Raw genomic sequence first — 23,386 nt, 5'->3', positions numbered from 1 at the left:
CGGTAACCCCGGCGAGGTAGGCATCATGATCCCTGGCGAAGTTCTTCCGGCGGCTGGCGAGATCGAGCTCAATGCCGGCCGCCCGGTGCTGACCATCGAGGTCGCGAACACCGGCGACCGGCCGATCCAGGTCGGCTCCCATTACCACTTCTTCGAGACCAACCCGGCATTGCAGTTCGATCGCCCGGCGACGCGCGGCCAGCGGCTCGACATCCCGGCCGGCACCGCGGTCCGCTTCGAGCCCGGCCAGTCGCGCACCGTCGATCTGGTGCCCTATGCCGGCGCGCGCGTCGTCTTCGGCTTCCGCGGCGCGATCATGGGCCGGCTCGATCCGGCGCCAGCAGCCGACACCGACACGGCAACCGACCAGGGTGGAGACGCCGAGCAGGAGACCCAGCCATGAGCAAGATCAGCCGGCAGGCCTATGCGTCGATGTACGGCCCGACCAAAGGGGACAAGCTGCGGCTCGCCGATACCGAGCTGATCATCGAGGTCGAGGAGGACCTGACCCAGTACGGCGACGAGGTCAAGTTTGGCGGCGGTAAGGTGATCCGCGACGGTATGGGGCAATGCCAGCGCCAGTCCGACGAGGTCATGGACCTGGTCATCACCAATGCCCTAATCCTCGACTTCTGGGGCGTGGTCAAGGCCGATGTCGGCATCTCGAAGGGGCGCATCGCCGCAATCGGCAAGGCCGGCAACCCCGACACCCAACACGGGGTCGATGTGCTGATCGGCCCCGGCACCGAGATCATCGCCGGCGAGGGCCAGATCCTGACCACCGGCGGCATCGATGCCCATGTCCATTTCATCTGCCCGCAGCAGGCCGATGAGGCGCTGATGTCCGGCATCACCACGATGCTCGGCGGCGGCACCGGCCCGGCGACCGGCAGCAATGCGACGACCTGCACCCCCGGGCCTTGGAACATCCGCCGCATGCTGCAGGCGGCCGAAGGCCTGCCGGTCAACATCGGTTACCTCGGCAAGGGCAACGGCAGCCAACCGAACGCACTCGAGGAGCAGGTGCGCTCCGGCGCGATGGGGCTGAAATTGCACGAGGACTGGGGCACGACGCCGGCGGCGATCGACTGCGCCCTCGGCGTCGCCGAGAAGATGGATGTGCAGGTCGCGATCCATACCGACACCCTCAACGAGTCCGGCTTCGTCGAGGACACCATCGCCGCGTTCAAGGATCGCTGCATCCACACCTATCATACCGAGGGCGCCGGCGGCGGCCATGCGCCCGACATCATCAAGGCGGCCGGACTGGCCAATGTGCTGCCGTCGTCGACCAACCCGACCCGGCCGTACACGGTCAATACGGTCGATGAGCATCTGGACATGCTGATGGTCTGCCATCACCTGTCCCCATCGATTCCGGAGGACGTCGCCTTCGCCGAATCGCGCATCCGCCGCGAGACCATCGCCGCCGAGGACATCCTGCACGATCTCGGCGCCTTCTCGATGATCGCGTCCGATTCGCAGGCGATGGGCCGGGTCGGCGAGGTGATCAGCCGCACCTGGCAGACCGCGCACAAGATGAAGGTGCAGCGCGGCCATCTGGACGCGCCGGACTGGGCGGGACCGGTCGACCGCGGCGACAACGACAACTACCGCGCCAAGCGCTACGTCGCCAAGTACACGATCAACCCGGCGATCACCCACGGCATCGCCCACGAGGTCGGCTCGGTCGAGGTCGGCAAGCTGGCCGATCTGGTGCTCTGGAAGCCGGCCTTCTTCGGCGCCAAGCCGAGTCTGATCTTGAAGGGCGGGATGATCGCCGCGGCGCCGATGGGCGACCCGAACGCCTCGATCCCGACCCCGCAACCGGTCCACTATCGGCCGATGTTCGGCGCCTTCGGCGGTGCGCTCGGCGAGACCTGCATGACCTTCATCTCGCAGTGGGCGTTGCAGGCCGGCGAGCCGCAGAGGCTTAATCTGAAGCGGCGGGTCGGCGTGGTGCGGGACGTGCGCCAGGTGCGCAAGATCGACATGATCCACAACTTCTGGCAGCCGACCATCGAGGTCGATCCGCAGACCTATGAGGTCCGCGCCAACGGCGAGCTGCTGACCTGCGAGCCGGCCACCGAGCTGCCGCTCGCGCAGCGGTACTTTCTGTTCTGAGGCCCTAAGCAGCGTCGGTATGCGCCGCGGCTTTGCCATGAATCACACGAGATTCATGGTCGTGGGGTGACATCGTTCCCATGAGCGTGAGGCGTATCAATGCCCCGAATTGACCATCCAATGCTCTACCTGCTACCCGCAGTTCAGGAAGTGCAAGCCAACGGCATGATGTTTCGATAGTCAACATGGCATCTCTGCGGGAATCAAGGGGCTTTGGTCGCGACGATGAGCAAGGCCCAACGTCCGATGCCAACCGCCATCGGCCGCAGCCTGCGGCAGGCCGTGTCATGTCCGGGGATAACGCCCGCGATGGACAAAGGCTGAAGGCAATGAGCGAGCGTATCGCGGATGCGCTGTCGGCGTTGTCAGAGGATCTGTGCTGCGCCTATCTGTTCGGGAGCCAAGCGCGCGGGCGGGCAGGACCGGCAAGCGATCTCGATCTTGCGATCCTGCTTGCAACCGACCCGCCGCCGACGTTGCAGGGGCTGCACCTCGATCTTGCCGATCGGTTGGGCGCCGAACTCGGATGTCGGGTCGATCTGGTGGTGCTGAATCGGGCGCCGGTCGATCTGATCCACCGCATCTTGCGCGAGGGCGAGCTGGTCTTCGAGCGCGATCGCGCAGCGCGCGTCCGCTTCGAGGTCCGCGCCCGCAATGAGTACTTCGATCTGCTGCCGCATTTGCAGCGCTATCGGCATATAGAGCAGCGCCGGTTATGACCGATGCCGATTTGGTCCGCAAGAAGCTGGCATTCATCGAGACCTGCCTCGGTGACCTGCGGCGCCTCGCGCAGCCGGAGGCGATCACGTTGGACCTGCGCGAAGAGCGGTTCGCGGCCTATACGCTGCAGATCGCGATCCAGGCGGCGCTGGACGTTGCTTCACACATCGTCTCCGACGATCGGCTCGGGGAGCCGAGCAGCAATCGCGCGCTGTTCGAGCTCCTGGTCAAGTGGGGCTGGCTCCCAGGCGACCTCGCTGCGCCTTTGAGCGAGATGGTCGGGTTCCGCAACATCTTGGTGCATGGCTATCAAGCCGTGGACCCGCGCATCGTGCGCGATGTCGTCGAACATCGGCTCGATGACCTGAAAGGCTTCGTCAGCGCCATTCGCAGCAGGCTGCCGCAAGATGAAGACTGACGGCGATCTAGCGCTACGGCTGACCCAGCGGCTCGATGGGGCAACGGTTGCGCGGCCGAGTGCTGTGCTGCCGTTGACCTACGAGCAGCGCTCGCGCTCGCGGCTGCGTGCCTATCTGGATGACGGCCGCGCGGTCGGGGTTCTGCTGCCGCGCGGCGGCGAGCCGCTGCGCGACGGTGATCGGCTGAGCGATGAGCAGGGCGTCATCGTCCAGGTCCGGGCCGCACCGGAGCCGGTCTCAACGGCTGAGTCGGCTGATCCGGTGCTGCTTGCGCGCGCCGCCTATCACCTCGGCAACCGGCATGTCGCCTTGCAGATCGAACCGGGCCGCCTGCGCTGGCTGCAGGATCATGTGCTCGATGCGATGGTGCGCGGCCTCGGCCTGGCGGTGGTCGCGGAGGAGGCCTCGTTCGAGCCGGAGCCCGGTGCCTATGGCGGTAGCCGTCATGCAGCGGATGGCATCGGGCACGGGCATGGACACCGACACGATCATGACCACTGATGCCTCGCTGTCGTTGCTGCGGCTGCTGCAGCTCGTCAGCCCGTCACTGCCGGTCGGCGCCTTCGCCTACTCGCAAGGGTTGGAATGGGCGGTCGAGGCCGGCTGGGTCTGCGATCAGCCGACGCTCGAGGACTGGCTCTCGGATCAGCTTGCGCAGTCGCTGACCTGGGTCGATCTGCCGCTGCTGCTGCGCATGCTGGACGCGGCCAGCCGCGGAGACATGGCGGCGATGGCGGCCTGGATCGACGAGCTGATCGCACTGCGCGAGACCGCCGAGCTGCGCGCCGAGGAGGCCAACCGCGGGCGCGCGCTGGCCGAACTGCTGGACGGTTTGGGGCTGCTCGACACATTCAACGCGGGCGGGGCGACGCGCATGCAGCCAGCGCCTCCGACCAGTCTCGGCCCGAGTTCACCATCGCCCGCACCGGACTGGAAGTCGCTGCTGAGCCGGAGCCAGCTTGCCGGCTTTGCGCTCGCGGCAACCGTCTGGGAGATCGATCAGAGCGACGTGCTAGCCGGCTATGCCTGGTCCTGGGCCGAGAACCTGACACTCGCCGGGATCAAGCTGGTGCCCTTGGGTCAGACCGCCGGGCAGCGCATCCTCACAAGGCTCGCCGGGCGGATTCCGGCTGCGGTGGAGCAGGCCCGCGACCTCCCCGATACCGAGATCGGCGCGAGCATGCCGGCGCTGGCGATTGCGAGCAGCCTGCACGAGACCCAGTACACGAGGCTCTATCGCTCATGATCGCGGCCGTTTTTCGCGCAATTCCTGTTCGCCTGGCGGCCAGCCTCGCGCTGACCCTCAGCATCGCCTACTTGTCTCTGGTGCCTGGCTATCCAACCGAAGACGACCCCGCGCTTGTCCGAACCGTCGCGCTCGTGCCGTCGCTGTTGCAGAACGCGATGCATTGCGCGCTCTATGCGCTGTTGACGCTGCTGTGGGCGGCCGTGCTGGTGCGCTGGAAGCGGCCGATCCTTTGGGCGGCCTGCTTTGCGATCGGCTATGGGGTCCTGTTGGAGTACGCCCAGCGCTTCGTGCCCGGGCGCTATCCTGGGCTGCTTGACATCGGGCTGAATACCCTCGGCGTGGTGATCGGGGCGGCACTCGCCGCCTCGCTGCTGCATGACCGGAACCGGACGGCGTAAGGGTATGGGTTGCTGCCGGAATGCGTCGGAAGCCCTACCAAGACCCGCGTTCTTATTCGACCCCGGATGCATGTCCGCGCGGCCCTTGGCTTCGTTACAACTCGTTGGAATGGAGCGATCATTCCGACTCGCTGTGCCTCGCCAGGAACCACGCGGGACGCACCGCTGGGGCCTTTCAACTGCTCTTGCTAGGATGATCTATGCGCAACGAATCCAGTAACCCGCTGCGCGTCGGCGTCGGCGGTCCGGTCGGCTCCGGCAAGACTGCGCTGCTCGATGCGCTCTGCAAGCGCCTTCGTGAGCGCTATCGGATCGCGGTGGTCACCAACGATATCTATACCCGTGAGGACGCCGAATTCCTGATCCGCAGCGAGGCACTCGCCCCTGAACGGATCATCGGGGTCGAGACCGGCGGCTGCCCGCACACCGCGATCCGCGAGGACGCCTCGATGAACCTGACCGCGGTGGCCGATCTGCAGCAGCGCTTCCCGGACCTCGATCTGATCTTCATCGAGAGCGGTGGCGATAACCTGGCCGCGACCTTCAGCCCGGAGCTCGCCGACCTGACGATCTACGTGATCGACGTCTCCGAAGGCGAGAAGATCCCGCGTAAGGGCGGCCCCGGGATCACCCGCTCCGATCTCCTGGTGATCAACAAGATCGATCTGGCCCCGCATGTCGGCGCCTCGCTCGAGGTGATGGAACGCGACGCGAGACGCATGCGCGGCGAGCGGCCCTTCGTGATGACGAATCTACGCCAAGGCGAGGGGCTCGACGCGATCATCGAGTTCGTGGTGCGCGAAGGCATGCTCGTTTAAGCCGGACTTCAGCCTCAAGGGGTCCGTCCGCAGCGCTTCATGCTTCCTGATGCGAGTCGGTCGCGAAGCCCTCCGCGGCTCAGGCACCGCAGTGGCGGCAGGCGGCCCTGCCGCGACGCAAGGGGCGCGAGCCCCGGGGACTGAGCTTTTTCGACTGTGACCGGGCTGCGCGGTTGAATTCGTCGCTTGGTTTCCTCAGGGTCGTTGGGGTTGGGGGCCAGCCGGCTCTCGGCCTCAATTCTCGCAATCCCCTCTGGAGGTGCAATCATGACTCTGAGCGTCCTGCGTCAAACGGCAGAAGCGATGGTCAAGCCCGGTCAGGGCATCCTGGCCATGGACGAGAGCACACCCACCGTCGGCAAGCGGCTGAAGGCGGTCGACGTCGACAATACCGAGGAGAATCGGGTCGCCTATCGGACGATCCTGCTCGGCACGCCCGGGCTCGGCGATTACATCAGCGGTGCCATCCTTTACGACGAGACCATCCGCCAATCGACGAGCGACGGCGAGCCGTTTCCGGAGCTGATGAAGCGCCAAGGCATCATGCCCGGGATCAAGGTCGACACCGGCGCCAAGGAGCTCGCGCTCAACGCCGGCGAGAAGGTCACCGAAGGGCTGGACGGGCTCCGTGAGCGCTTGGAGGAATACGTCGGCTTCGGCGCCAAGTTCTGCAAATGGCGCGCGGTGATCACGATCGCTGAGGACAAGCCGAGCCGCGCCTGCATCGAGGCCAATGCGCATGCACTCGCGCGCTACGCAGCGCTGTGCCAGGAGGCGGGGCTGGTGCCGATCGTCGAGCCCGAGGTGCTGATCAACGGCGCCCACACGATCGAGACCAGCTACGAGGTCACGGTTGAGACCCAGCGTCAGGTGTTCGAGCAGCTCTATCGGCAGGGCGTCCAGTTCGAGGGCATGATCCTGAAGCCGAGCATGGTGATCTCAGGGACCGATTGCCCGCAGCGCGCCGGTGTCGAGCAGGTCGCCGAAGAGACGCTGCGCTGCCTGCAGCAGACCGTTCCGGCCGCGGTGCCCGGCGTCGCGTTCCTGTCTGGCGGCCAGAGCGATGAGGAGGCGACCCAGCACCTGAATACGATGAATCAGATGGCCGCCAGGCTGTCGCTGCCCTGGCAGCTGACCTTCTCGTATGCGCGGGCGCTGCAGAATCAGGTGCTCGAGACCTGGCGCGGGGATGCCGCGAAGGCGGAACAGGCGAGCCAGGCCCTGCTGCATCGAGCGAAGCTGAACTCGCTCGCCAGCCTGGGCGAGTATGCGCCCGATATGGAGCGCGAGGCGGCCTAGAGCGGCTGCTTCCGCGCTGACGGCCGGCCGCGACCTTAGCCCGCAGTCCAGGTAACCGGGTCGCGGTCGTCTAATGCGAAGTCAATGAGGCTCGTTGATGGATTCAATCGAATTTCAGGCCGTCGCGCATGATGGTGTGCTCGACATCCCCGCTGAGCATCGTCAGCGGCTTGATGGCAAGAAGGTCCGTGTTCTGCTGGTGGATGCTGAGCCTCAAAAGGGCGACATCAACGAGACGCTCTTTGCGCGGTTACGACGGGTAAAGACGCAGGGGCCGGCGGACCTCTCGACGCACCATGACGCCTATGTCGTCGGCGAGCCGGATGCCTGAACCCGTTTTCATCGATACTGGCTACATCCTGGCACTGGTCAACGAAGCCGACCAGCACCACGCCGAGGCGCTTGCGTTCTCCGAGCGGTTCGACGGTCAACCAGTTGTCGTCACCGACGCCGTGCTTCTGGAGATCGGCAATGCCCTCTCGAGGATTGATCGCGGTGCCGCTGTCGAGATCATCCGGGACCTCCGCGAGTCACCGGAAGTGACCCTTGTCCCTCTTACGCCTGAATTGTTCGACGCGGCCTTCGACCTTTATCGGAGCCACGCTGACAAGCGATGGGGCCTCGTCGATTGCATCTCCTTTGTGGTTATGCGCCGCATGGGCTTGTCGACGGCGCTCGCTTTTGACCAGCACTTCGTTCAGGCCGGCTTCCTCGTGCCTCAACGCTAAAGGCGAGCACATAACCGGGAATAGCGCGCCTGATGATAGACCCTTACGCTGCACGGGCATCAGCAGCCCGTGATCTTATCCCGCGGCCCGGACGCCCGGGTCGCGGTCATCGCCGCGGCGCCAGATGTAGAACGCCGGGATCGCGAGCGTGGTCAGCAGCGTCGACGAGATCAGGCCGAAGAACAGCGAGGTCGCGAGGCCCTTGAAGATCGGGTCGACGATGATGAACAGTGCCCCGATCATCGCCGTGACCGCGGTGAGCAGGATCGGCTAGAAGTACATGGCCCCAGCCTTGATAGTAGCGCGGGCGTTTGGAGACACTTATGCTTTCTAGCGTCGCCTGATCCCAACCGAAACGTAAAGTTTTCCGACGGTTAATCGGGTCGGAGCAGACTCTCACCTTGGAACGGCCGTCCACGCTGGTATTGCTGTTAAACCAGACCAGAAGAACAGCGGGCTCGTGGTTAAGGTCAGCTGCTGGCCGCTAGTATTCTGATTTAACTGCGCTTCCGGCATCCCAGTGCCACATCAGTAGATACAGCTAGGACGGAGCTAACGGCTGCGGCTCACGGGGCTCGCGAGTATACAACCCAAAAATTGTCGAGGCTTTTTACATTGGCCTTTCATGGTGGCCTCTTCAACCGTTGTCTCTGTTATTACTGTCTGATAGTACGACTATTTTAGACGCTGGCATGAGATGTGCTTACTGCCTTGGTCGGGCGGATTCAAGTCCTAAATTGATCGATCTAATTCTGGATCGTGTCGCCATTCGGCATTTCGTGCTGCCGCCTTTAATACTGCTTTCAGAGTAACGTGCACACAGAGATTGGCGTGAGATTTTCGCGCCATTGCAATATGGAGTTGATCGTCATGTTTGAATATAAATCATGGTATTCCGCTTTGGCCGGAATCCCATTCGCACTCGCATCGTTCACCGTCTGGTCTTCACCTATTGGGGGCTTGATTGATACAGATCGATTTGGATATAGCGGAACGATTAGTCGATACGATACGCGATCTGACGCTGAAAATGGAGTTAATCCTATAGATACCATCAGTATTGGCGATCGCGATCTATCCCTGTATATTGCAGATAACGATCAAGTTGCGCCAAATTTTAATATGATGATGGGATCCTGGTGGTACACAACAGATGATCAAGGAAGATCAGGCTGGGGAAATACACGGGGCAATACCGGTGTTGGCTTCCTACAATTATACGACAATGACAGTTCGACAGATTCTAGTTTGTCAATGATGTTTGATGCTTTTGATGGTACTTATTATACTGAGTTTGAGATGGACTTAGAGGGATCGGATGCGGGCAGTAGCGACTACGCCCGCCTTAGTGCCTATGATAATGTCAATGATGGGGGTGTTTGGCATAGCTATTCCTTGAACCTCACAGCTACTGGCCTGCAGGGTGAAGAAATCGCGCCTGGCGTCATTGAGTCAACTGTGCAGCCAACGGGGGTGACCGGTAGTATTGCAGGTCTATTTGAGATTACCGAGAATGAAACTAGTCCTGATAGGCTGGGTTTCTATTCTGTGGACTTGGGTTTGTCGATGACGAATTGGGCCTGGAGTAATCGCGACAGTCTTAAAACACAGGATAATGATGGTAATGTGATTGATGATGAGTTCTCGCCAAGCGTTTTTCGCACGGTTAGCGAAGTGCCGGAGCCTACCATGCTTAGCTTGCTAGGGATCGCAGGACTTATGGCTTCCTTCACCTACCGTCGGCGTAAAAGCACTACTAATAACATTACAGTTTAATCGGTTAGAGCTTCTCTAACACGATGATATTATGGGGTGTAGCTAGAAGCTGCATCCCATTATTTGCTGGCCGAGTCGCCACGGGTGAGTACTCACCCGTGGCGACTCGGCCTATTTGCTTTGCTTTTTTGGAACCGCGCAGGGTGTTGCGGCGGGTGGAATGGAAGCGGCGAAAGCTGGTGAGTCAGTCCAGTGAGGCTGCGATTATCTGCGGTGCCAATCAGCCGCCCCCCTCAGCCGCGGCGCGGGCGACCGGGTCGCGGTCATTGCCGCGGCGCCAGATGTAGAGCGCCGGGATCGCGAGCGTGGTCAGCAGCGTCGACGAGATCAGGCCGAAGAACAGCGAGGTCGCGAGGCCCTTGAAGATCGGGTCGACGATGATGAACAATGCGCCGATCATCGCCGTGACCGCGGTGAGCAGGATCGGTCGGAAGCGCACGGCGCCGGCCTCGAGCACCGCCTCGCGCACCGGGGCGCCGGCCGCGCGCCGTGCCTCGATGAACTCGATCAGCAGCACCGAGTTACGCACCACGATACCGGCGAGGGCGATGAAGCCGATCATCGAGGTCGCGGTGAATTTGGCGCCGATCGCCCAATGGCCGAGCACGATCCCGAGCAGGGTCAGCGGCACCGGCAGCATGATCACCAGCGGCAGCTTCAGCCGGCCGAAATGGCCGACTACCAGTGCGTAGATCAATAGGAAGGCGCCGATGAAGGCCAGCCCCATGTCGCGGAAGGTGGTGTAGGTGATCTCCCATTCCCCATGCCAGAGCAGCACCGGTCGCTCGGGCGCAAGCGGTTGGCCGCGCAGGCGGATGTCGAGATCGGCATTCGCCTTCTGCAGTGCATCCTGCACCTGCAGCATGCCGTAGATCGGCGCCTCGCGCGCGCCGGCGAGGGTCGCCTGGACCATCACCAGGCTGCGACCGTTGCGCCGGAATACCGGCCGCTCGGTCTGCAGTGACTCGACCTCGACCACCTGGCCGAGCTCGACCAGACCGTCCGCCGCCGGCACCGGCGCCGACAATAGTGCCTCCAGCTCGCCCCGGTCGTGCCGCGCTAGCTCGATCACGATGGGCCAGGCACCGCGTGCCGGCCGGTCCGCGGTCGGCTCCAGGATGCGGCCGCCGAGCAGCAGTCCGAGCTCGTTCAGCACCGCGCGCTCGGAGACGCCGAGGCGCTCCAACGCCGCCTGATCCGGATTCAGATGCAGGCGGTCGCGGCGCACGCCGATGGTGTCGTCGACATCGACGATGAAATCGACATCGGTGAAGGCTGCACGGACCTCGCGGGCGGCTTCACGCCGACTTGCGGCATCGGGGCCATAGACCTCGGCGAGTAGGGTCGCGAACACCGGCGGGCCGGGCGGCACCTCGACCACGCGGATGGCGCTACCCTCGGGCGCCGGGACCTCGGCGATGCGCTCGCGGATCGCCAGCGCGATCGCGTGGCTGCTGCGCCTGCGCTCGGCGGCTGGGGTCAGATTGACCTTGATGTCGCCCTGGAACGGCAGCTCGCGCAGATAGTATTGCCGGATCAGGCCGTTGAAATTGAACGGCGCCGAGGTGGCGGCGTAGCGCTGCAGGCTGGTGATCTCGGGGACTGGCGCGAGGCGCGCGCTGATGGCGCGCAGGACGCGGTCGGTCTGCTCGACGGTGGCGGTCTCGGGCAGATCGACGACCACCTGGATCTCGCGCTTGTCGTCGAACGGCAGCAGCTTGACGGTCACCGCAGCGACGGCGAACAGGGCGAACGAGGCGACCGTCGCCAGCAGCACGACCAGCAGGAAGAGCGCGGCGCGGCGACGGGTGCGCAGCACCGGCTCGGCGATACGCCGGTAGAGGCTGCCCAATGGGCCGCCCGAACCGCCGCCCGAACCGCCGCTGCTGCTGCTGCCGGTGCCAGAGCCGCTGCCAGAGCCGGTGCCAGAGCCAGAGCCGTTGCTGTGCGGGGCGCTGTTGGGGGGATCACCGTCCTGCCCATTGTCCCACCTCTGGCCCCTCCCTTTGTCCATGCCTTCGCGCCACTTATCCTCCTGTCGGCCGGCTTGCCCGTTGCGCTGCCTGTCGGCTTGTGCGTTCCGCTCGTCTTTCGCTTGCCGGCCGAGCAGCTTCGGCAGCGGCGTACGCAGCCCGCGCAGGCGCAGTAGCAGCCAAGGGGTGGCGGTCAAAGCCACCGCGGTCGAGAAGATCACCGCGGCCGAGGCATTGGCCGGGATCGGCGCCATGTAGGGTCCCATCAGCCCGGTCACCGCCAGCATCGGCAGCAGCGCCGCGATGATGGTCAGGGTCGAGATCAGGGTCGGGTTGCCGACCTCGTCGACCGCGCGCACCGCGATGGCCGCGGCCCGGCCGCGCGCGTCGGGCGGCTCACCGGCCCAGTGCCGGGTGATGTTCTCGACCACGACGATGGCGTCGTCGACCAGGATGCCGATCGCGAAGATCAGCGCGAACAGGCTCACTCGGTTGATGGTGTAGCCGAAGGCCCAGAGCGCGAAGAAGGTCAGCAGGATGGTGGTCGGGATCACCAGACCGACGACGATCGCCTCGCGCACCCCGACCGCGAGCGCGATCAGCACGACGATGGTCAGGGTCGCACCGACCAACTGCCAGAGCAGGGCGCGCGCATTGTCGTTGGCGCTCTCGCCATAGTTGCGGGTGACGGTCACCTCCATGCCGGTTGGGATGATCTCGTCGCGGGCGGTCTCCAGGACCTGCATCGCCGCCGCGGCGACCTCGACGCCATTGGCACCCGGGCGCTTGCCGATCGCCAGCACCGCTGCGGGTCGCTCGGGCTCGAGCCCGCCGTCGCGGTCGGCCTGCTGATGCCAGACCAGCGGCCCCGGCTGAGGCGGGGCGACCAGGGTGCGGGCCAGGTCGCGCACATAGACCGGGCGCCCATCGCGGGTGGTGACGACCAGGTTGCCGATGGTGCTGGGGTCAGTGAGGCCGCCGCCGAGCTTCAGCGCTTGACGTCCGGCCTGCGGCGACAACAGGTCTCCGGGCGAGAGGTTCTCGTTGGCGGCGGCGACACGCTCGGCGAGCGTGCTGGCGCTGACGCCCCAGCGCGCCAGTGCGCTCGGGTCCGGCTCCACCCGCAGCTGGGTGCCGCCGGCGCCGACCAGGTAGGTCAGGCCGGCGCGGTCGATGGTGGCCATGCGCCAGCGCAGCGCCTCGGCGACGTCCCAGGCATCGGCGCGGCTGTAGCGCTCGGCGGCCTTGGGAGTCGGGGCGACCGTCAGCGTCACCACGGCGACGTCCTCGATGCCGCGGGCGACGATCAGCGGCTCCGGGATGCCGGGCGGGCGGCGCTCGCCGTTGGCGCCGATGCGCTCGATCACGCGCAGCGCCGCGTCATCGCTGCTGGTGCCGGGGTAGAAGCGCGCTGAGATCACCGCCTGGCCCTCGCGGCTGCGCGAGTAGACGTGGTCGACGCCCTCGATGCCGGTGACGATGTCTTCGACCGGTCGGGTGATGGTCTCGACCACGTCCTGGGCCGAGAGCCCCGGCGCCGGCACGAGGACCTCGACCAGCGGCACCGGGATCTGCGGCTCCTCCTCGCGCGGCACCAGACTGATGCCGACGATACCGAGCAGCACCGCGATCAGGATCAGGATCGGTGTCACCGGGTTGTCGATGAAGAGCGCGCTGATCCGTCCCGCCAGGCCCAGCCGACCCCCTGCCGGCTGCGACTGGTTCGGTCCCTGGTCCTGTTCTGGGGCCTGCGCCGGGTCCTGTTCCGGGTTCTGTTCCGGGTTCTGTTCCGGGCTCTGTTCCGGGCTCTGTTCCGGGTCCTGCCTCGGCTTTTCTCCTGGGTCGCGTTCCGTCATGGTGCGATCAGCCGGTCGCCGGCGCGCAGCCCGGAGAGGACGATGATCCGATCCCCCCGACGCGCCCCCAGCTGGATCAGGGTGCAGCCAGCCTCGGCGCGGTAGACGAAGGTCAGGCCGTGGCGCTCGGTGGTCAGCCGCTCGGGCACGAGTAGCCGCTCGACCTGATCCAAGGCGAGCCTGACCGCGACCCGGCGCCCGACCGGCAGCGCCGGTTGGCCTGTTGGCAGGCGCAGGTCGGCCTCGACCCGGCCTTGGCGCACATCCGGATAGAGCTGCAGGAGCTCGGCCTCCAGCAGACCCGAGGCCGTCTCGAGGGTCAGCGCCGTCGCATCCTGAAGCCGGCCCAGGTGGCGCTCGGGGACGGCGACGCGGATCACCGCCGGCGCGGCGGCGATGCGCGCGACCAGGCCGCCGGGCTGCATTGGACTGCCGTTGGCTGGCAGCACCTCGATGATCCAGCCCTTGGCCGGTGCCGGGACCTCGCCGCGCTCGCGACGCGCGAGCAGGGTGTCGACCTCGGATGCGGCGGCTTCCACCGCGTTGCTGGCCGCAGTGGCCGCCTCGCGGGCATCATCGAGATCGGCCTGACTCATCACGTCGTCGGCATGGAGCTCCTCGGCGCGGGCCAGGGCTTGAGCGGTGCGGCGCTGACGGGCCTCGGCTCGGGCGCGCTCGGCCTTGGCCGTCTGGATGCGGGCCTCGAGCTTCGGCGGCTCGACGCGCGCGATGATCTCGCCATCCGCGACCGCATCGCCCTCGTCGACAGCCAGATCGCGCAGCAGCCCGGCGATGCGCGCGCGGGCCTCGGGGCGCTCCACGGGTCGCACCTCGGCATGCACGACCCGGGTGACGGAAACGGTTTCCGCCTCGACGACATACTCTGGCGGATGGCCGGTGCCGCCGGAGCCGGCATCAGTGCCGGTCTCGCTCTCGGCGCTTGCATTCGCATCCGCTGTTGCGGCCGTCGCCGTGACGAATAGCGCGACCAGGGCTGCGAGCAGCAGCGTCGGTCCAGGAGGACGTAACACTGACGCGCAGGGTTCGGCCCCGCGAAGCCGCGCTGCGGAAGGTTTGGCCGTGCGAGGCTGGACCTTCCCTAAGGAGGCAGAGGGTGTTGGCCGCAAGGGACGCATCGGTCGGAGAAGAATCGGGGTGCTCACGACCCGCTTCGTAAGCAAAGCCTGTACCTTGTCCCGTGCAGCCGCTCGAGCGGGGCCCGCTGTCTTCGTCCTCTCGGACTGGTCTCTCCCTCACGATCATGACGGCGTGCGACCTCGAAGAGGGAAACGCTTGCTGCCGTTGTTGCATGGTAGCGTTTACGATCGGAGTGCCATCCCGAACGATGAGGTTCGCGTCATTCACAGTAAGCGGTGGAGGGGGGCGAACCGCAAGCGGCTGTCGAGCCGGGCCGAATGCCTCTTACCCTGAATGCTCGAGGGGTTACCGTACCGGGTGGCAGCGTGCCATCAGCTTCAAGCGAGCGTAGAGGGGCAGGCGGGGCAAATGCCCCGCCGGTGCGGCAGATGCACCATCTTCGCAGCTTGGGCAGCTTGGGCAGCTTGTTCAGGCGCTGCGGTACCGCCTCTTAGCCGGTGCGGGTCACGGTCAGCCGCACATGGCCTCGATTGTTGCCGTAGAAACGCCAGGCATCGTTGGCGAAGCAATAGAGGTAGCCCGAGCCCTGTCTTGGTGTCCAGGCCTCGAGCCCTGCACCGATGACAAGGGTCTCATGCGGTAGGGGCGAGCCGTCTTGCTGCGTCTGCAGCCGGCCGTTTGCGACGACTCCGATCAGCGCGAACCAGGGTGCGGTCTCGATCCGCCGGCTGCCGATGAAGTTCACGCGCGGATTGCCGGTCATCCGGGCGAAGCGCCGCTCGGCGTTGCCGACCCAGGTGCCGAGCCGATGGGCAAGGCCGCCCCAGAATCGCCGCGGCTGGCAGTCGCCGGCCGGGCTGCAGGGAATCGCTGCATCCAGCCATTCGCCGTCTGCCTCGAACCGATAGGTCGCATCGGCTTCGAGATAGAGGCCGGTATCGTTCCAGCGTTCGGCAGCGAAGACATCCAGGGTTTGGGTGTCGTCGACACCGAGCAGTCGAGTCGGACGGTAGGGGGCCTGGGTGAGGGGTGGCCGCTGCTGGCGAGTCAGCGCTGACGGATGGAGCGAAATGTCTTGAGTGGCTGGAGTGACTGCAGTGACGACCGCTGGTACCGTCCGCGGTTGATGGAACAGTCGCCGCCAGAACCCATTCAGCGAGTCATGCATCAGGCCCTGCGGATCGGGCGAGAGTTGGTCGGTCAGATCGGGCACCAGGGCCAGTCCGAGCGCCGAGGCCTCGTCGAGCATCCACTCGAGCGCGCCATCGGAGAGACCGGTCTCGATGTGGCCGCCGCCGACATCGCCATGGCAACCCGGGAACCACTGCTGCTGGACGCTGCTGCGGCCCGCGAGATTGCTCCATAGGGTGGGGCTGAAGCTGCCCCGGCGCTCGTCCAATGCCAGTGCATGGCGGGCGTTCAGCACATTCGGATTCAGCTCGGTGTCGTGGAAGCGGTAGCGGGTGGCATCGTCGAAGAGATTCAGCACGCCATAGTTGTCCGGGATGCCGAGCGCGCCGACCGTATCCCAGACACCGAGGAAATGGACCTCATCGGCCGGCATGCCATTGCCGCGATGATGAAAGGCGAGGCCCTGCGACCAGGCTGCCGGGTCCTGGCGTTGCCGGTAACCTAGCTCGTAGACGCGCTCGACCGCCGCCCAGGCATCATGGTCGCTCAACCCTTGCGTCTCGATCAGCCCGCAGCGGGTGATCAGGCCGGCGAGGCTGCGCACGGTGTAGGCGCCGCGGCTGAAGCCGAACAGGAAGAGGCGATCATCGGGCTCGTATTCATCGCTGAGCCAGCGGTAGGCGCTCATCACGTTCCGGCCGAGGCCGATGCCGAGCGCACCGCCGGCCAGCCGCCGCAGCAGCCCTCCGTCGGTACCCAGTCCCGGGTGGTAGTAGCGCAGCTGCGGCTCGTCGCCGGGCCCCTTGTCCGCGAGCGCGCTATAGAGTCGCACCACGTTCGTTGGCCGCGGGAGACCGTCGGTCTCTTGCTCGGCGGTGCTCCAGGTTCCATCCGCGCAGACGATCAGGTTTCGCATCTTGGCGGTCCCGGGTTGGCTGATTTCAACCGCAGTCTAGTCCCGCTTCGAGGGCTGAGCCAGTGATTTGTCAGCGATGCCGCTGGCGACCGCGCTTGCACAGGCGCTATCCGGTCTCCTCGCGCTCCAATAACTTAGCCCGCACCTCGGCGTGACGTTCCCGCGAGACCGGGAAACCCCGGAGGAAGAGGGCGCCGGCGGCCATCATCAGCGCCGGGACGCCGCCGTAGATCAGCATCAGCCGGGCTTGAATCTCTGCCGATGTCGCATCCGTCGAGGGATCATAGCCGACGGCCGCCGGCAGCAGGGTCCCGAGCAGCACGCCGAGGGCGAGCGCGAGCTTGGTCGTCATGCCCCAGACGGCGAAGAACAGGCCCGAGCGCTGCTCGCCGGAGTCCAGGGTGTCGACATCGATCACGTCGGCCGCGATCGAGTTCGCGAGGAACAGGATCGACGCGAAGCTCGCACCACGGATCGCGATCAGGATGATCAAAAGGGTCGCATCGCCTGCACGCAGCAGCATCAGCGGCAGACTCAGCGCCGCGAGCCAGAGCGCCGCGGCGATCAGCGCCTGATGCTTGCCGATGCGCACCGACAGCCAGAGCCAGGCCGGCACCGCGGCCAGTGTGGCCAGATTCTCGATAAACAGCATCAATGGGAACAGCGATTCGTCGCCGATCACATCGGCGAGCACCATCCGATGCAGCGTGCCCTGGATCGCGATGCCGGAGACGAACAGCAGCACACAGCCGACCATGCGTCCGAACGCCGGATTGCGCAGCAGGATGCGCAGGCCGGCCCGCCAACCGCGGCGCGCATGGGCGAAGCCACCGGGAGACCCCTCGGGCACGGTCAGCACCGCGATCGCGACGAGCAGCGGCAGGCTGATCAGCACCAGCCAGGCGATCCCGCGCAGCTGCTCGGCACCGGCCTCGAGCCCGAGCATCGTCAGCACGACGAGGAAGCCGAGCAGCGCGACCTGGCCGGCCATCGACAGGGCCTCGCGGATGCTGGTGATCCGGGAACGCTCGTCGTAGTCGGTCGACAGCTCGGCACCCCAGGCCCGGTGCGGCAGGTCGATCAGGGTGAACCCGAGATAGAGCAGGGCCGCCCACAGCAGCAGCCCGCCGATCGTCGCCGAGTCGCCCGGCACGAAGACCTGCCAGATCGCGACCAAGAACAGCGGCGTGCCCAGCAGCATCCAGGGCTTACGGCGGTCCCAGCGGGTCGGCAGCCGATCGCTGAGGGTGCCGATGAGTGGATCGGTCACGACATCGAAGATTCGGGACGCCGCGATCGCGGCGCCGACCGCGGCCAGCGGCAGGCCGAGTTCGTCGGCGTAGAAGGCCGGGATGAAGAGCGCCATCGGCAGGGCGGCGACCGAAGTGACCAGCGAGGGCAGCGAGTAGCGCAGCAACCGCGAGCCGGGCAATCGGGAGGGGCTTGATGACATGCGGAGGAATCCTGACGACCGGGTTGACTGCGGGGGCGGTGGGCATGATCTTAGCGATCGAAGTGGTAGCCATCCGCTGCCGGACAACCATCCAGACCCAGGCTGCAACTAAGAATGAAGAACCAAGTCCTCGAATCCGTGATCGCGATCGTCGCGGCGCTGCTGGTCGCCGCGGCGGTGGCCTGGGCCGGCAGCCAAGGCGGCGTCACCGTTGCCGGCCTCTCGTTGTTCGCGCTCGCCGGCATGGTCGCGTTCGTGATCCAGTGGGCGGTCTTCGTGCCGTCCTATCGGGCGCAGACCGAGCATTGGTACGACCTCACCGGCAGCCTGACGTATCTGACGGTCACCCTCGGCACCCTGCTGCTGGCCGCTCGCTTCGATCCGCGCTCACTGATCCTGGCGGCGCTGGTCGCGATCTGGGCGCTGCGCCTCGGTACCTTTCTCTTTCGCCGCGTCCGCAAAGCCGGCCGCGATAGCCGCTTCGATGACATCAAGCCGTCGTTCACCCGCTTCCTGATGGCCTGGACGCTGCAGGGGCTCTGGGTCTTCCTGACGCTGGCCGCGGCGCTGGCGGCGATGACCGCCGCGAGCGCGCCGGCGTTCGGGCTGCTCGGCTGGATCGGCCTCTTGGTCTGGGTGGTCGGCTTCGGAATCGAGGCAGTCGCCGATGCGCAGAAGCAGGCATTCCGCAAGGACCCGGCCAACAAGGGACAGTTCATCCGCTCCGGCCTCTGGGCCTGGTCGCGCCATCCGAACTATTTCGGCGAGATCACCCTTTGGACCGGCGTCGCGCTGATCGCGCTGCCCGCCCTGTCGGGCTGGCAGTACCTCACCCTGATCTCGCCGCTGTTCGTCTATCTGCTGCTGACCCGGATCAGCGGCATCCCGATGCTCGAGGCGAGCGCCGAGGAGCGCTGGGGCGATGACCCGGCCTATCGCGAGTACAAGGCGCGCACACCGGTGCTGTTCCCGCGTCCGCCGCGTTGACTCAGGCGAGAGACCGAGCCGATGCACGCGACCATCGCCGAGAAGCGAGACCAGATCGCCGCGATCTGTAGGCGCCTCAACGTGACGCAATCCCTACCCGCGCAGGTCGATCGATCAGAATCGGGAGCTTGCCGATGGCGAGTGATCCACGAGCGCTGTGTTCTCAGTCTAGTGCAACGGCTGCTGTGCTCGGCCGCGAAATGTTGCTAAGCGGCTGCTTGAAGAGGATCAGCGGCCGGTCAATCGAGCCCGGTCGTCCAGATCCTTCTCGCGCTGCTGCACCCGACGCTCATAGCTGGCCTGGTTCTTCTTACAGACGAGGGTGTAGGGCCGACCAAGCTTGTTGGTCGTGCAGTCGAGATCGCACTGGCTGCGTTGGATGCTGTGCTCCACATGCCTACGGCTCTGCTCAGCTGCCTTGAGGCGCCAGGTCGATTCCGTCGGGGAAGCGAGGAAGCGGTTCAGATTGCGGCAATCGGTGCAGGTGCATTGAACCGTCGCCGGGCGCTCCCAATCGGCCGGCGGTGCCAGCGGCTCGGCGATGCGCTGCTCGAGGTGCTGCAATACGGCATTGCGGAGCCGGTTGGCGGCGGTGCCTGGGGCGTCCGAGTCAGCATTGGGGAGCGCCTCGGATGCGCCGGGGCGATCCTGCTCCACCAGATGCAAGGCCGCTGGCAGCAGGACGCTATCTATCGGGTAGCGCTCATGATCCTTCAGGAACAGGGACAGCGCCTGCTCGGCCAGTCCTTGTCCAGCGTGTTCTCGTTGAGCCCGTTCTTCTTCCGCCCGCTGTTCTTCGACCCGGACTTGTTCGGCCTGTGCGCGTTCGGTCCGTGCTGGCTCGGCTGGGGCTGTCTCAGCTGGGTCCGGGTCGATGCGGCTCAATGCGGTTAGCGTATCGGCGACCAGCGCCGCTGAGGGCGGTTCGTGCCGATAGCGCTGTTCGGGCGGCAGCTCGGCCGGCGTTGCGGCCGAGCCGGGCAGGGCCGCGAGCAGGGCCTCGGCCGCGGGGCGGAGGGCGTCGCCAGCGTGGCCGGGATGAGCCGTGTAACGCGCGAGCAGGTCGGCGCAGGCGGCCGGCTTGACCAGCGCGTTGCCGCTGATGACGGCGCCGAGCAGCTCGGCGGCCTGCGCCTTCGATAACTCGGCCAGTACCTTGACGAGCTGCGCATTGTCGGCCGCGTCATAGGTACCGGCGGCAATCTGGTCGAGGATGAACTCGGCGGCAGCGGCATGATCCCCGATCTCGGCGAGCGCGGCGATCAAGTCCCCTTCCTGCGCGTGACCGCTTGCCCACCAGGGGCGCGATACCTTGTTCGGCCAGTGATCGCGGATCGCGAGCGCCAGTGCATGGGCCTCCTCGCGCAATGCATCCCGGTCGCTGGCCGCGGCCTGCCGCCAGCGATCGAGCAATGCGGATAGGTAAGGCATGCTGACGCCGAGCCCGCCCGCGGCCAGCACCGCGCCGCGATGGCTGCGCGGCCATACCACCAGCGCCGCGCACTGATAGGAGCGCTCATAGGACGCGCCTTCGTTCCCGGTGGCCTCCTGAAAATCGGGCTCGATGTCGTCGAAGCCGGCGAAGGCATCGGGCGGGCTGAGCTCGTTGTCGTCGATGTCGAGCTCGCCGATCGCCGGCGCGCTGCCGTCCGGCAGCCGCCAGTGGCGGATGACGCGGCCTTCCTCGGTCGCCTCGATGATCTCGAACTCCTCGTCGGCGTCGTCATCGCGCCAGCCGCGGCGCCGGCCCCAACCACCGTAGTACCCGGTGTGCTCGGCGAGCCCGTACTCGTAGACGCTGACCAGCCCGAGATGGAGGTCGCAGCCCGCGGCCTCGGCCGCGGCGCGGACCACCCCGGCGACGGCGGCATCGGCGCCCTTGAGCGTCTGGAAGCCGAGCTCGGCCTCGCTGTAGGCATGCTCCAACGGCAGCACGAGCTTGTTCGGCTCATCCTGATCCGGCTGCTGCTGGTTCGGCCCCTGGCCCCAGGCGCGCAACAGGTCGGTCACGACGGCGCAGACGCTGTCGTGATCGGGCGGCTGCGGGATCGGCTCGCCGTGTGGTCGGATCAGGTTGTAGATCAGCGCGAGCCGATACCCGGAGGCGATCGGCAGGACCTCGTGCCGGCAGTCGGCATAGAAGGCGGCCCAGGCGACCTCGGAGGGCTCGTCGCGGCGCAGGTCGAGCCGCGCCTCGTGCCCCTTGTGGCGGATCACCAGCTCGCCGCCGGTGAAGGGCGAGGGCAGCACGACCACCATGGTCGCGAACATTCCCGGCGCCTTCTCGGTGTCGCGATGCGGCACAAAGAAGCTGCCGGTGTCGTAGACCAGCAGCTTGTAGAGCTCGGCCTCGACCGCGCCGGAGACACCGAGCCCGTCCGCCGCCTGCTGGACGATCTGCCCCAGGTCCTCGGCCCAACGGCGGCCACAGATCTGGACGCTGGCCGCATCGAGCTGCCAGGTGCGACGCACCTCGGGATCGACCAGCGTCTCGCTGCCGCGGCCGCAGGGCGCCTGCTCGGCCTGAGCGATGAGCCGCTCGGCCTGACCCGGCAGCAGCGGCAGCGCGATCGGCCCGACACCCTCGGCCTCGAGCCGCAGCGGGTGCATATCCAGCGTACCACTTGCGTAGAAGTCGCCGGGGCGCTCGGCGGCCTTCAAGGCGTTGGCGAGGTCGTGCGCGAGCTGGGTCATGGCGAGGCTCCGGTGATCGTCGTTCAGGCGCGGTCAAAGAGGATACCGACTCAGGGCCCGCCTGGGGGAGCGATCAGTCTTGCGCGATGCCCCCGATGGCCAAATGCTTGTGGTCTGGTGCCGGTTCATAGAACGGATGGCCTTCCCGTCGGATCTTGTCCTTCAGCCGTGCGTTGGCGAGGCGGTCCCAATGCAGCAGGTCCACCTTGAACACCAGCGGCAGGTCGTCGATCGCGTTCCAGAGCTGGGCGAATTCCAGGTCGGTCATCTGCGGCGCGCACACCGCGAGATCGATGTCCGAGCCGGGTCTGGCGCTGCTCTTGGCCCGGGAGCCGAAGATCAGCACCCGCTCGATCTGTGGATAGCGCTCGAATATCTGGATGAAATCGTCCCGGATGCGCGCGGACAAGCCAAAGGTCAGCGGGTCTTCCATGCGTTGGCCTCCTGCGCCAGCCGCTGGAATCGCGGTAGCGCCTGTTGGCCGATGAAGGCATAGACCTCATCGGCCAACCGCTCGTTGTAAGTGTGACTGGTGAGGTTACGGTAGCGCTGGATCTCGCTCCAGGCATTGCCGTCGTCGATCAGCGCGACCTGCAGGGCCTCCTGCAGCGCCTGTCTCGGCGTTCGCGCATCGATGCCCTCCCTTTCGAGCTTGAGCTTGAGCAGCTTCCAGGCCAGCTCGTAACAAAATTCGAAGCGTTGGATCGTTGCGTCGCGCGTGAACTCGTTGAACGGCTGGGCGACGGCGCGCTCGAGTTGATGCACGCCCTTGAGGAAATCGACGATGCGTTCGTTCAGGCGTTCGCTGTCCATTCGGGTCACACCGGGGCGTCGCCGATCACAGGCGCTGCTTGTGCTTGCTCTTGACGCGGCGATAGAGCTCCTCCATCACCGCGATGAACGACTGCGAGCGGTCCCAGAACGGCGGGAAGTCGCCGCCCTTCTTGACCAGCATGGCCGGCACGCTGGCCGCTTCGCCCGAGTGCGCCTTATCCTCGGGCAGCGGCGCGGGCGCATGCCAGAAGGCGCGCGCATCGACGGCCGCTGCGCCTGCCTCCACACTCGCTGCCGTCCCTTGCGGCCGCGCCGCTTGCGGCTGCGCGTGCGGCAACAGGGGCGGATAGAGCGACTCGACCGGTTCCGGCGGCGCCTCGTCGTCCTCGCTCATCAGCGGCGCGAGCGCCTGGCCGAGTGGCGTCTTCGCAAGCTCGGCGCGCAGCCGGGCGCGCCCGAGCCCGCGCAGCTCGAACAGCAGCAGCGGGTCCTGGTCGAGCTGATCGGCGAGCCGATAGTAGACGCCGGCGATATGCTTGCAGGGATTGGCGTAGTCGGGACAGGAGCAATCGGTGCGCGCGAAGTCCTGCGCGCTGTGCGGCAACAGCGTGAAGCCCGAGGCCGCGAAGGCGGCGTCGATGTCATCGGGCATCTCGTTCATCAGCAGCCGGCTGACCAGATCGGCGCGGCTGCCGAGCTGAGCGATCAATGCCTTGCGTGCCTTGGCCGGGATCGGCGCGAGCTGCAGTTCAACCTGATAGCGGGGCTCCTTGGTGACCCCGAAGTACGGATTGACGTTGCCGCGCACGGTCGCGCTGACCTTGCCATCAGCCCCGATCTCGAAACCGAGAATCCGGCTCGGTCCGCCATAGGAACGCCCCCGCTGCAGGCGCCCGGCATCCATCTGCTCCTCCAGCGCCGCGATGAAGCGCTGCCCCCACCAGGTCTTGCCATGGCTGCTCATATTGAACCT

Annotated in this window: 22 protein-coding genes; 13 read left to right on the top strand and 9 right to left on the bottom strand. The window is 66.1% G+C overall.

Translation table 11 applies throughout. The features are described 5' to 3' along the window. Positions 1-25 precede the first annotated feature (25 nt). From CKO40_RS08845 to CKO40_RS08795, 11 genes are all read left to right on the top strand, one after another. Positions 26-403, top strand: a complete 378-nt coding sequence (locus CKO40_RS08845; protein ID WP_200345841.1) for an urease subunit beta — start codon at positions 26-28, stop codon at positions 401-403. After that, complete coding sequence (gene ureC, locus CKO40_RS08840; RefSeq protein WP_200345840.1) at positions 400-2,124, top strand: urease subunit alpha; 1,725 nt, start codon at positions 400-402, stop codon at positions 2,122-2,124. The genes CKO40_RS08845 and ureC overlap by 4 nt, the downstream gene beginning before the upstream one ends. Before the next feature lie 329 nt (positions 2,125-2,453). Next, positions 2,454-2,843 carry a type VII toxin-antitoxin system MntA family adenylyltransferase antitoxin gene (mntA, locus tag CKO40_RS08835; protein WP_200345839.1) on the top strand — a complete coding sequence of 130 codons (390 nt, stop codon included), beginning with the start codon at positions 2,454-2,456 and terminating at the stop codon, positions 2,841-2,843. Next, positions 2,840-3,262 carry a type VII toxin-antitoxin system HepT family RNase toxin gene (hepT, locus tag CKO40_RS08830; protein ID WP_200345838.1) on the top strand — a complete coding sequence of 141 codons (423 nt, stop codon included), beginning with the start codon at positions 2,840-2,842 and terminating at the stop codon, positions 3,260-3,262. The genes mntA and hepT overlap by 4 nt, the downstream gene beginning before the upstream one ends. Beyond that, entirely contained in the window at positions 3,252-3,764 is a 513-nt protein-coding gene (ureE, locus tag CKO40_RS08825; protein ID WP_200345837.1) for an urease accessory protein UreE, read from the top strand. The genes hepT and ureE overlap by 11 nt, the downstream gene beginning before the upstream one ends. Beyond that, positions 3,694-4,509: an urease accessory protein UreF gene (locus tag CKO40_RS08820; protein ID WP_242476924.1), complete on the top strand. Its 816-nt coding sequence runs from the start codon at positions 3,694-3,696 to the stop codon at positions 4,507-4,509. Before ureE ends, CKO40_RS08820 begins: the two co-directional genes overlap by 71 nt. After that, on the top strand, positions 4,506-4,910 hold the full coding sequence (locus CKO40_RS08815; RefSeq protein WP_200345836.1) for a VanZ family protein: 405 nt from the start codon (positions 4,506-4,508) through the stop codon (positions 4,908-4,910). Before CKO40_RS08820 ends, CKO40_RS08815 begins: the two co-directional genes overlap by 4 nt. A 200-nt stretch (positions 4,911-5,110) precedes the next feature. After that, positions 5,111-5,728, top strand: a complete 618-nt coding sequence (ureG, locus tag CKO40_RS08810; protein WP_200345835.1) for an urease accessory protein UreG — start codon at positions 5,111-5,113, stop codon at positions 5,726-5,728. A 267-nt stretch (positions 5,729-5,995) separates the two neighbouring features. Beyond that, a complete protein-coding gene (locus tag CKO40_RS08805; RefSeq protein WP_200345834.1) occupies positions 5,996-7,027 on the top strand; it encodes a class I fructose-bisphosphate aldolase in 1,032 nt (343 codons plus the stop codon). Positions 7,028-7,124: 97 nt separating this feature from the next. Further along, positions 7,125-7,358 (top strand): hypothetical protein, encoded by a 234-nt coding sequence (locus CKO40_RS08800; RefSeq protein WP_200345833.1) that lies wholly within the window; start codon positions 7,125-7,127, stop codon positions 7,356-7,358. Next, positions 7,351-7,755: a type II toxin-antitoxin system VapC family toxin gene (locus tag CKO40_RS08795; protein WP_200345832.1), complete on the top strand. Its 405-nt coding sequence runs from the start codon at positions 7,351-7,353 to the stop codon at positions 7,753-7,755. The genes CKO40_RS08800 and CKO40_RS08795 overlap by 8 nt, the downstream gene beginning before the upstream one ends. 75 nt (positions 7,756-7,830) lie before the next feature. Here the strand turns inward: CKO40_RS08795 and CKO40_RS08790 are convergent, their stop codons facing one another. Beyond that, complete coding sequence (locus tag CKO40_RS08790) at positions 7,831-7,998, bottom strand: hypothetical protein (RefSeq protein ID WP_200345831.1); 168 nt, start codon at positions 7,996-7,998, stop codon at positions 7,831-7,833. A gap of 627 nt (positions 7,999-8,625) precedes the next feature. Here CKO40_RS08790 and CKO40_RS08785 point away from each other — a divergent pair. Beyond that, positions 8,626-9,531 (top strand): PEP-CTERM sorting domain-containing protein, encoded by a 906-nt coding sequence (locus CKO40_RS08785; protein WP_200345830.1) that lies wholly within the window; start codon positions 8,626-8,628, stop codon positions 9,529-9,531. 220 nt (positions 9,532-9,751) lie between these two features. Here CKO40_RS08785 and CKO40_RS08780 read toward each other — a convergent pair whose 3' ends face one another. From CKO40_RS08780 to CKO40_RS08765, 4 genes are all read right to left on the bottom strand, one after another. Continuing rightward, complete coding sequence (locus CKO40_RS08780; protein ID WP_200345829.1) at positions 9,752-13,360, bottom strand: efflux RND transporter permease subunit; 3,609 nt, start codon at positions 13,358-13,360, stop codon at positions 9,752-9,754. Next, positions 13,357-14,391, bottom strand: a complete 1,035-nt coding sequence (locus CKO40_RS08775) for an efflux RND transporter periplasmic adaptor subunit (protein WP_200345828.1) — start codon at positions 14,389-14,391, stop codon at positions 13,357-13,359. Before CKO40_RS08775 ends, CKO40_RS08780 begins: the two co-directional genes overlap by 4 nt. 557 nt (positions 14,392-14,948) lie before the next feature. Then, positions 14,949-16,505, bottom strand: coding sequence for a DUF2235 domain-containing protein (locus CKO40_RS08770; protein WP_200345827.1), 1,557 nt, complete (start codon positions 16,503-16,505; stop codon positions 14,949-14,951). 106 nt (positions 16,506-16,611) lie between these two features. Then, entirely contained in the window at positions 16,612-17,958 is a 1,347-nt protein-coding gene (locus CKO40_RS08765; protein WP_200345826.1) for an MFS transporter, read from the bottom strand. Positions 17,959-18,072: 114 nt separating this feature from the next. On the opposite strand from CKO40_RS08765, the gene CKO40_RS08760 reads away from it, so the two are divergent. Beyond that, positions 18,073-18,945, top strand: coding sequence for a DUF1295 domain-containing protein (locus CKO40_RS08760; RefSeq protein ID WP_200345825.1), 873 nt, complete (start codon positions 18,073-18,075; stop codon positions 18,943-18,945). Between the two features lie 228 nt (positions 18,946-19,173). On the opposite strand, the gene CKO40_RS08755 is transcribed toward CKO40_RS08760, so the two are convergent. The 4 genes from CKO40_RS08755 to CKO40_RS08740 all read right to left on the bottom strand — a co-directional run bounded on the left by CKO40_RS08755 (position 19,174) and on the right by CKO40_RS08740 (position 23,377). Then, positions 19,174-21,639, bottom strand: a complete 2,466-nt coding sequence (locus CKO40_RS08755) for a 2OG-Fe(II) oxygenase (RefSeq protein WP_200345824.1) — start codon at positions 21,637-21,639, stop codon at positions 19,174-19,176. A 73-nt stretch (positions 21,640-21,712) separates the two neighbouring features. Then, positions 21,713-22,072 carry a nucleotidyltransferase domain-containing protein gene (locus tag CKO40_RS08750; RefSeq protein ID WP_200345823.1) on the bottom strand — a complete coding sequence of 120 codons (360 nt, stop codon included), beginning with the start codon at positions 22,070-22,072 and terminating at the stop codon, positions 21,713-21,715. Beyond that, positions 22,057-22,452 (bottom strand): HI0074 family nucleotidyltransferase substrate-binding subunit, encoded by a 396-nt coding sequence (locus CKO40_RS08745; protein ID WP_200345822.1) that lies wholly within the window; start codon positions 22,450-22,452, stop codon positions 22,057-22,059. The genes CKO40_RS08750 and CKO40_RS08745 overlap by 16 nt, the downstream gene beginning before the upstream one ends. Before the next feature lie 25 nt (positions 22,453-22,477). Then, the gene (locus CKO40_RS08740) at positions 22,478-23,377 is read right to left on the bottom strand and encodes an SWIM zinc finger family protein (protein ID WP_200345821.1); all 900 of its coding nucleotides are present in this window, start codon (positions 23,375-23,377) and stop codon (positions 22,478-22,480) included. Positions 23,378-23,386: the final 9 nt, after the last annotated feature.

Source organism: Halochromatium glycolicum, assembly GCF_016584085.1.
Classification (GTDB): domain Bacteria; phylum Pseudomonadota; class Gammaproteobacteria; order Chromatiales; family Chromatiaceae; genus Lamprobacter; species Lamprobacter glycolicus.
This window is presented reverse-complemented; position numbering and strand designations above follow the sequence as displayed.

Coding starts and splice junctions, on each gene's coding strand:
- CKO40_RS08800 (WP_200345833.1), top strand. CDS start 7,125: ATGGATTCAATCGAATTTCAGGCCGTCGCGCATGATGGTGTGCTCGAC.
- CKO40_RS08760 (WP_200345825.1), top strand. CDS start 18,073: ATGAAGAACCAAGTCCTCGAATCCGTGATCGCGATCGTCGCGGCGCTG.
- CKO40_RS08820 (WP_242476924.1), top strand. CDS start 3,694: ATGGCGGTAGCCGTCATGCAGCGGATGGCATCGGGCACGGGCATGGAC.
- ureC (WP_200345840.1), top strand. CDS start 400: ATGAGCAAGATCAGCCGGCAGGCCTATGCGTCGATGTACGGCCCGACC.
- CKO40_RS08790 (WP_200345831.1), bottom strand. CDS start 7,998: ATGATCGGGGCACTGTTCATCATCGTCGACCCGATCTTCAAGGGCCTC.
- CKO40_RS08765 (WP_200345826.1), bottom strand. CDS start 17,958: ATGTCATCAAGCCCCTCCCGATTGCCCGGCTCGCGGTTGCTGCGCTAC.
- CKO40_RS08755 (WP_200345824.1), bottom strand. CDS start 21,639: ATGACCCAGCTCGCGCACGACCTCGCCAACGCCTTGAAGGCCGCCGAG.
- CKO40_RS08785 (WP_200345830.1), top strand. CDS start 8,626: ATGTTTGAATATAAATCATGGTATTCCGCTTTGGCCGGAATCCCATTC.
- CKO40_RS08780 (WP_200345829.1), bottom strand. CDS start 13,360: ATGACGGAACGCGACCCAGGAGAAAAGCCGAGGCAGGACCCGGAACAG.
- CKO40_RS08805 (WP_200345834.1), top strand. CDS start 5,996: ATGACTCTGAGCGTCCTGCGTCAAACGGCAGAAGCGATGGTCAAGCCC.
- CKO40_RS08745 (WP_200345822.1), bottom strand. CDS start 22,452: ATGGACAGCGAACGCCTGAACGAACGCATCGTCGATTTCCTCAAGGGC.
- hepT (WP_200345838.1), top strand. CDS start 2,840: ATGACCGATGCCGATTTGGTCCGCAAGAAGCTGGCATTCATCGAGACC.
- CKO40_RS08750 (WP_200345823.1), bottom strand. CDS start 22,072: ATGGAAGACCCGCTGACCTTTGGCTTGTCCGCGCGCATCCGGGACGAT.
- CKO40_RS08770 (WP_200345827.1), bottom strand. CDS start 16,505: ATGCGAAACCTGATCGTCTGCGCGGATGGAACCTGGAGCACCGCCGAG.
- CKO40_RS08815 (WP_200345836.1), top strand. CDS start 4,506: ATGATCGCGGCCGTTTTTCGCGCAATTCCTGTTCGCCTGGCGGCCAGC.
- mntA (WP_200345839.1), top strand. CDS start 2,454: ATGAGCGAGCGTATCGCGGATGCGCTGTCGGCGTTGTCAGAGGATCTG.
- ureE (WP_200345837.1), top strand. CDS start 3,252: ATGAAGACTGACGGCGATCTAGCGCTACGGCTGACCCAGCGGCTCGAT.
- ureG (WP_200345835.1), top strand. CDS start 5,111: ATGCGCAACGAATCCAGTAACCCGCTGCGCGTCGGCGTCGGCGGTCCG.
- CKO40_RS08845 (WP_200345841.1), top strand. CDS start 26: ATGATCCCTGGCGAAGTTCTTCCGGCGGCTGGCGAGATCGAGCTCAAT.
- CKO40_RS08795 (WP_200345832.1), top strand. CDS start 7,351: ATGCCTGAACCCGTTTTCATCGATACTGGCTACATCCTGGCACTGGTC.
- CKO40_RS08740 (WP_200345821.1), bottom strand. CDS start 23,377: ATGAGCAGCCATGGCAAGACCTGGTGGGGGCAGCGCTTCATCGCGGCG.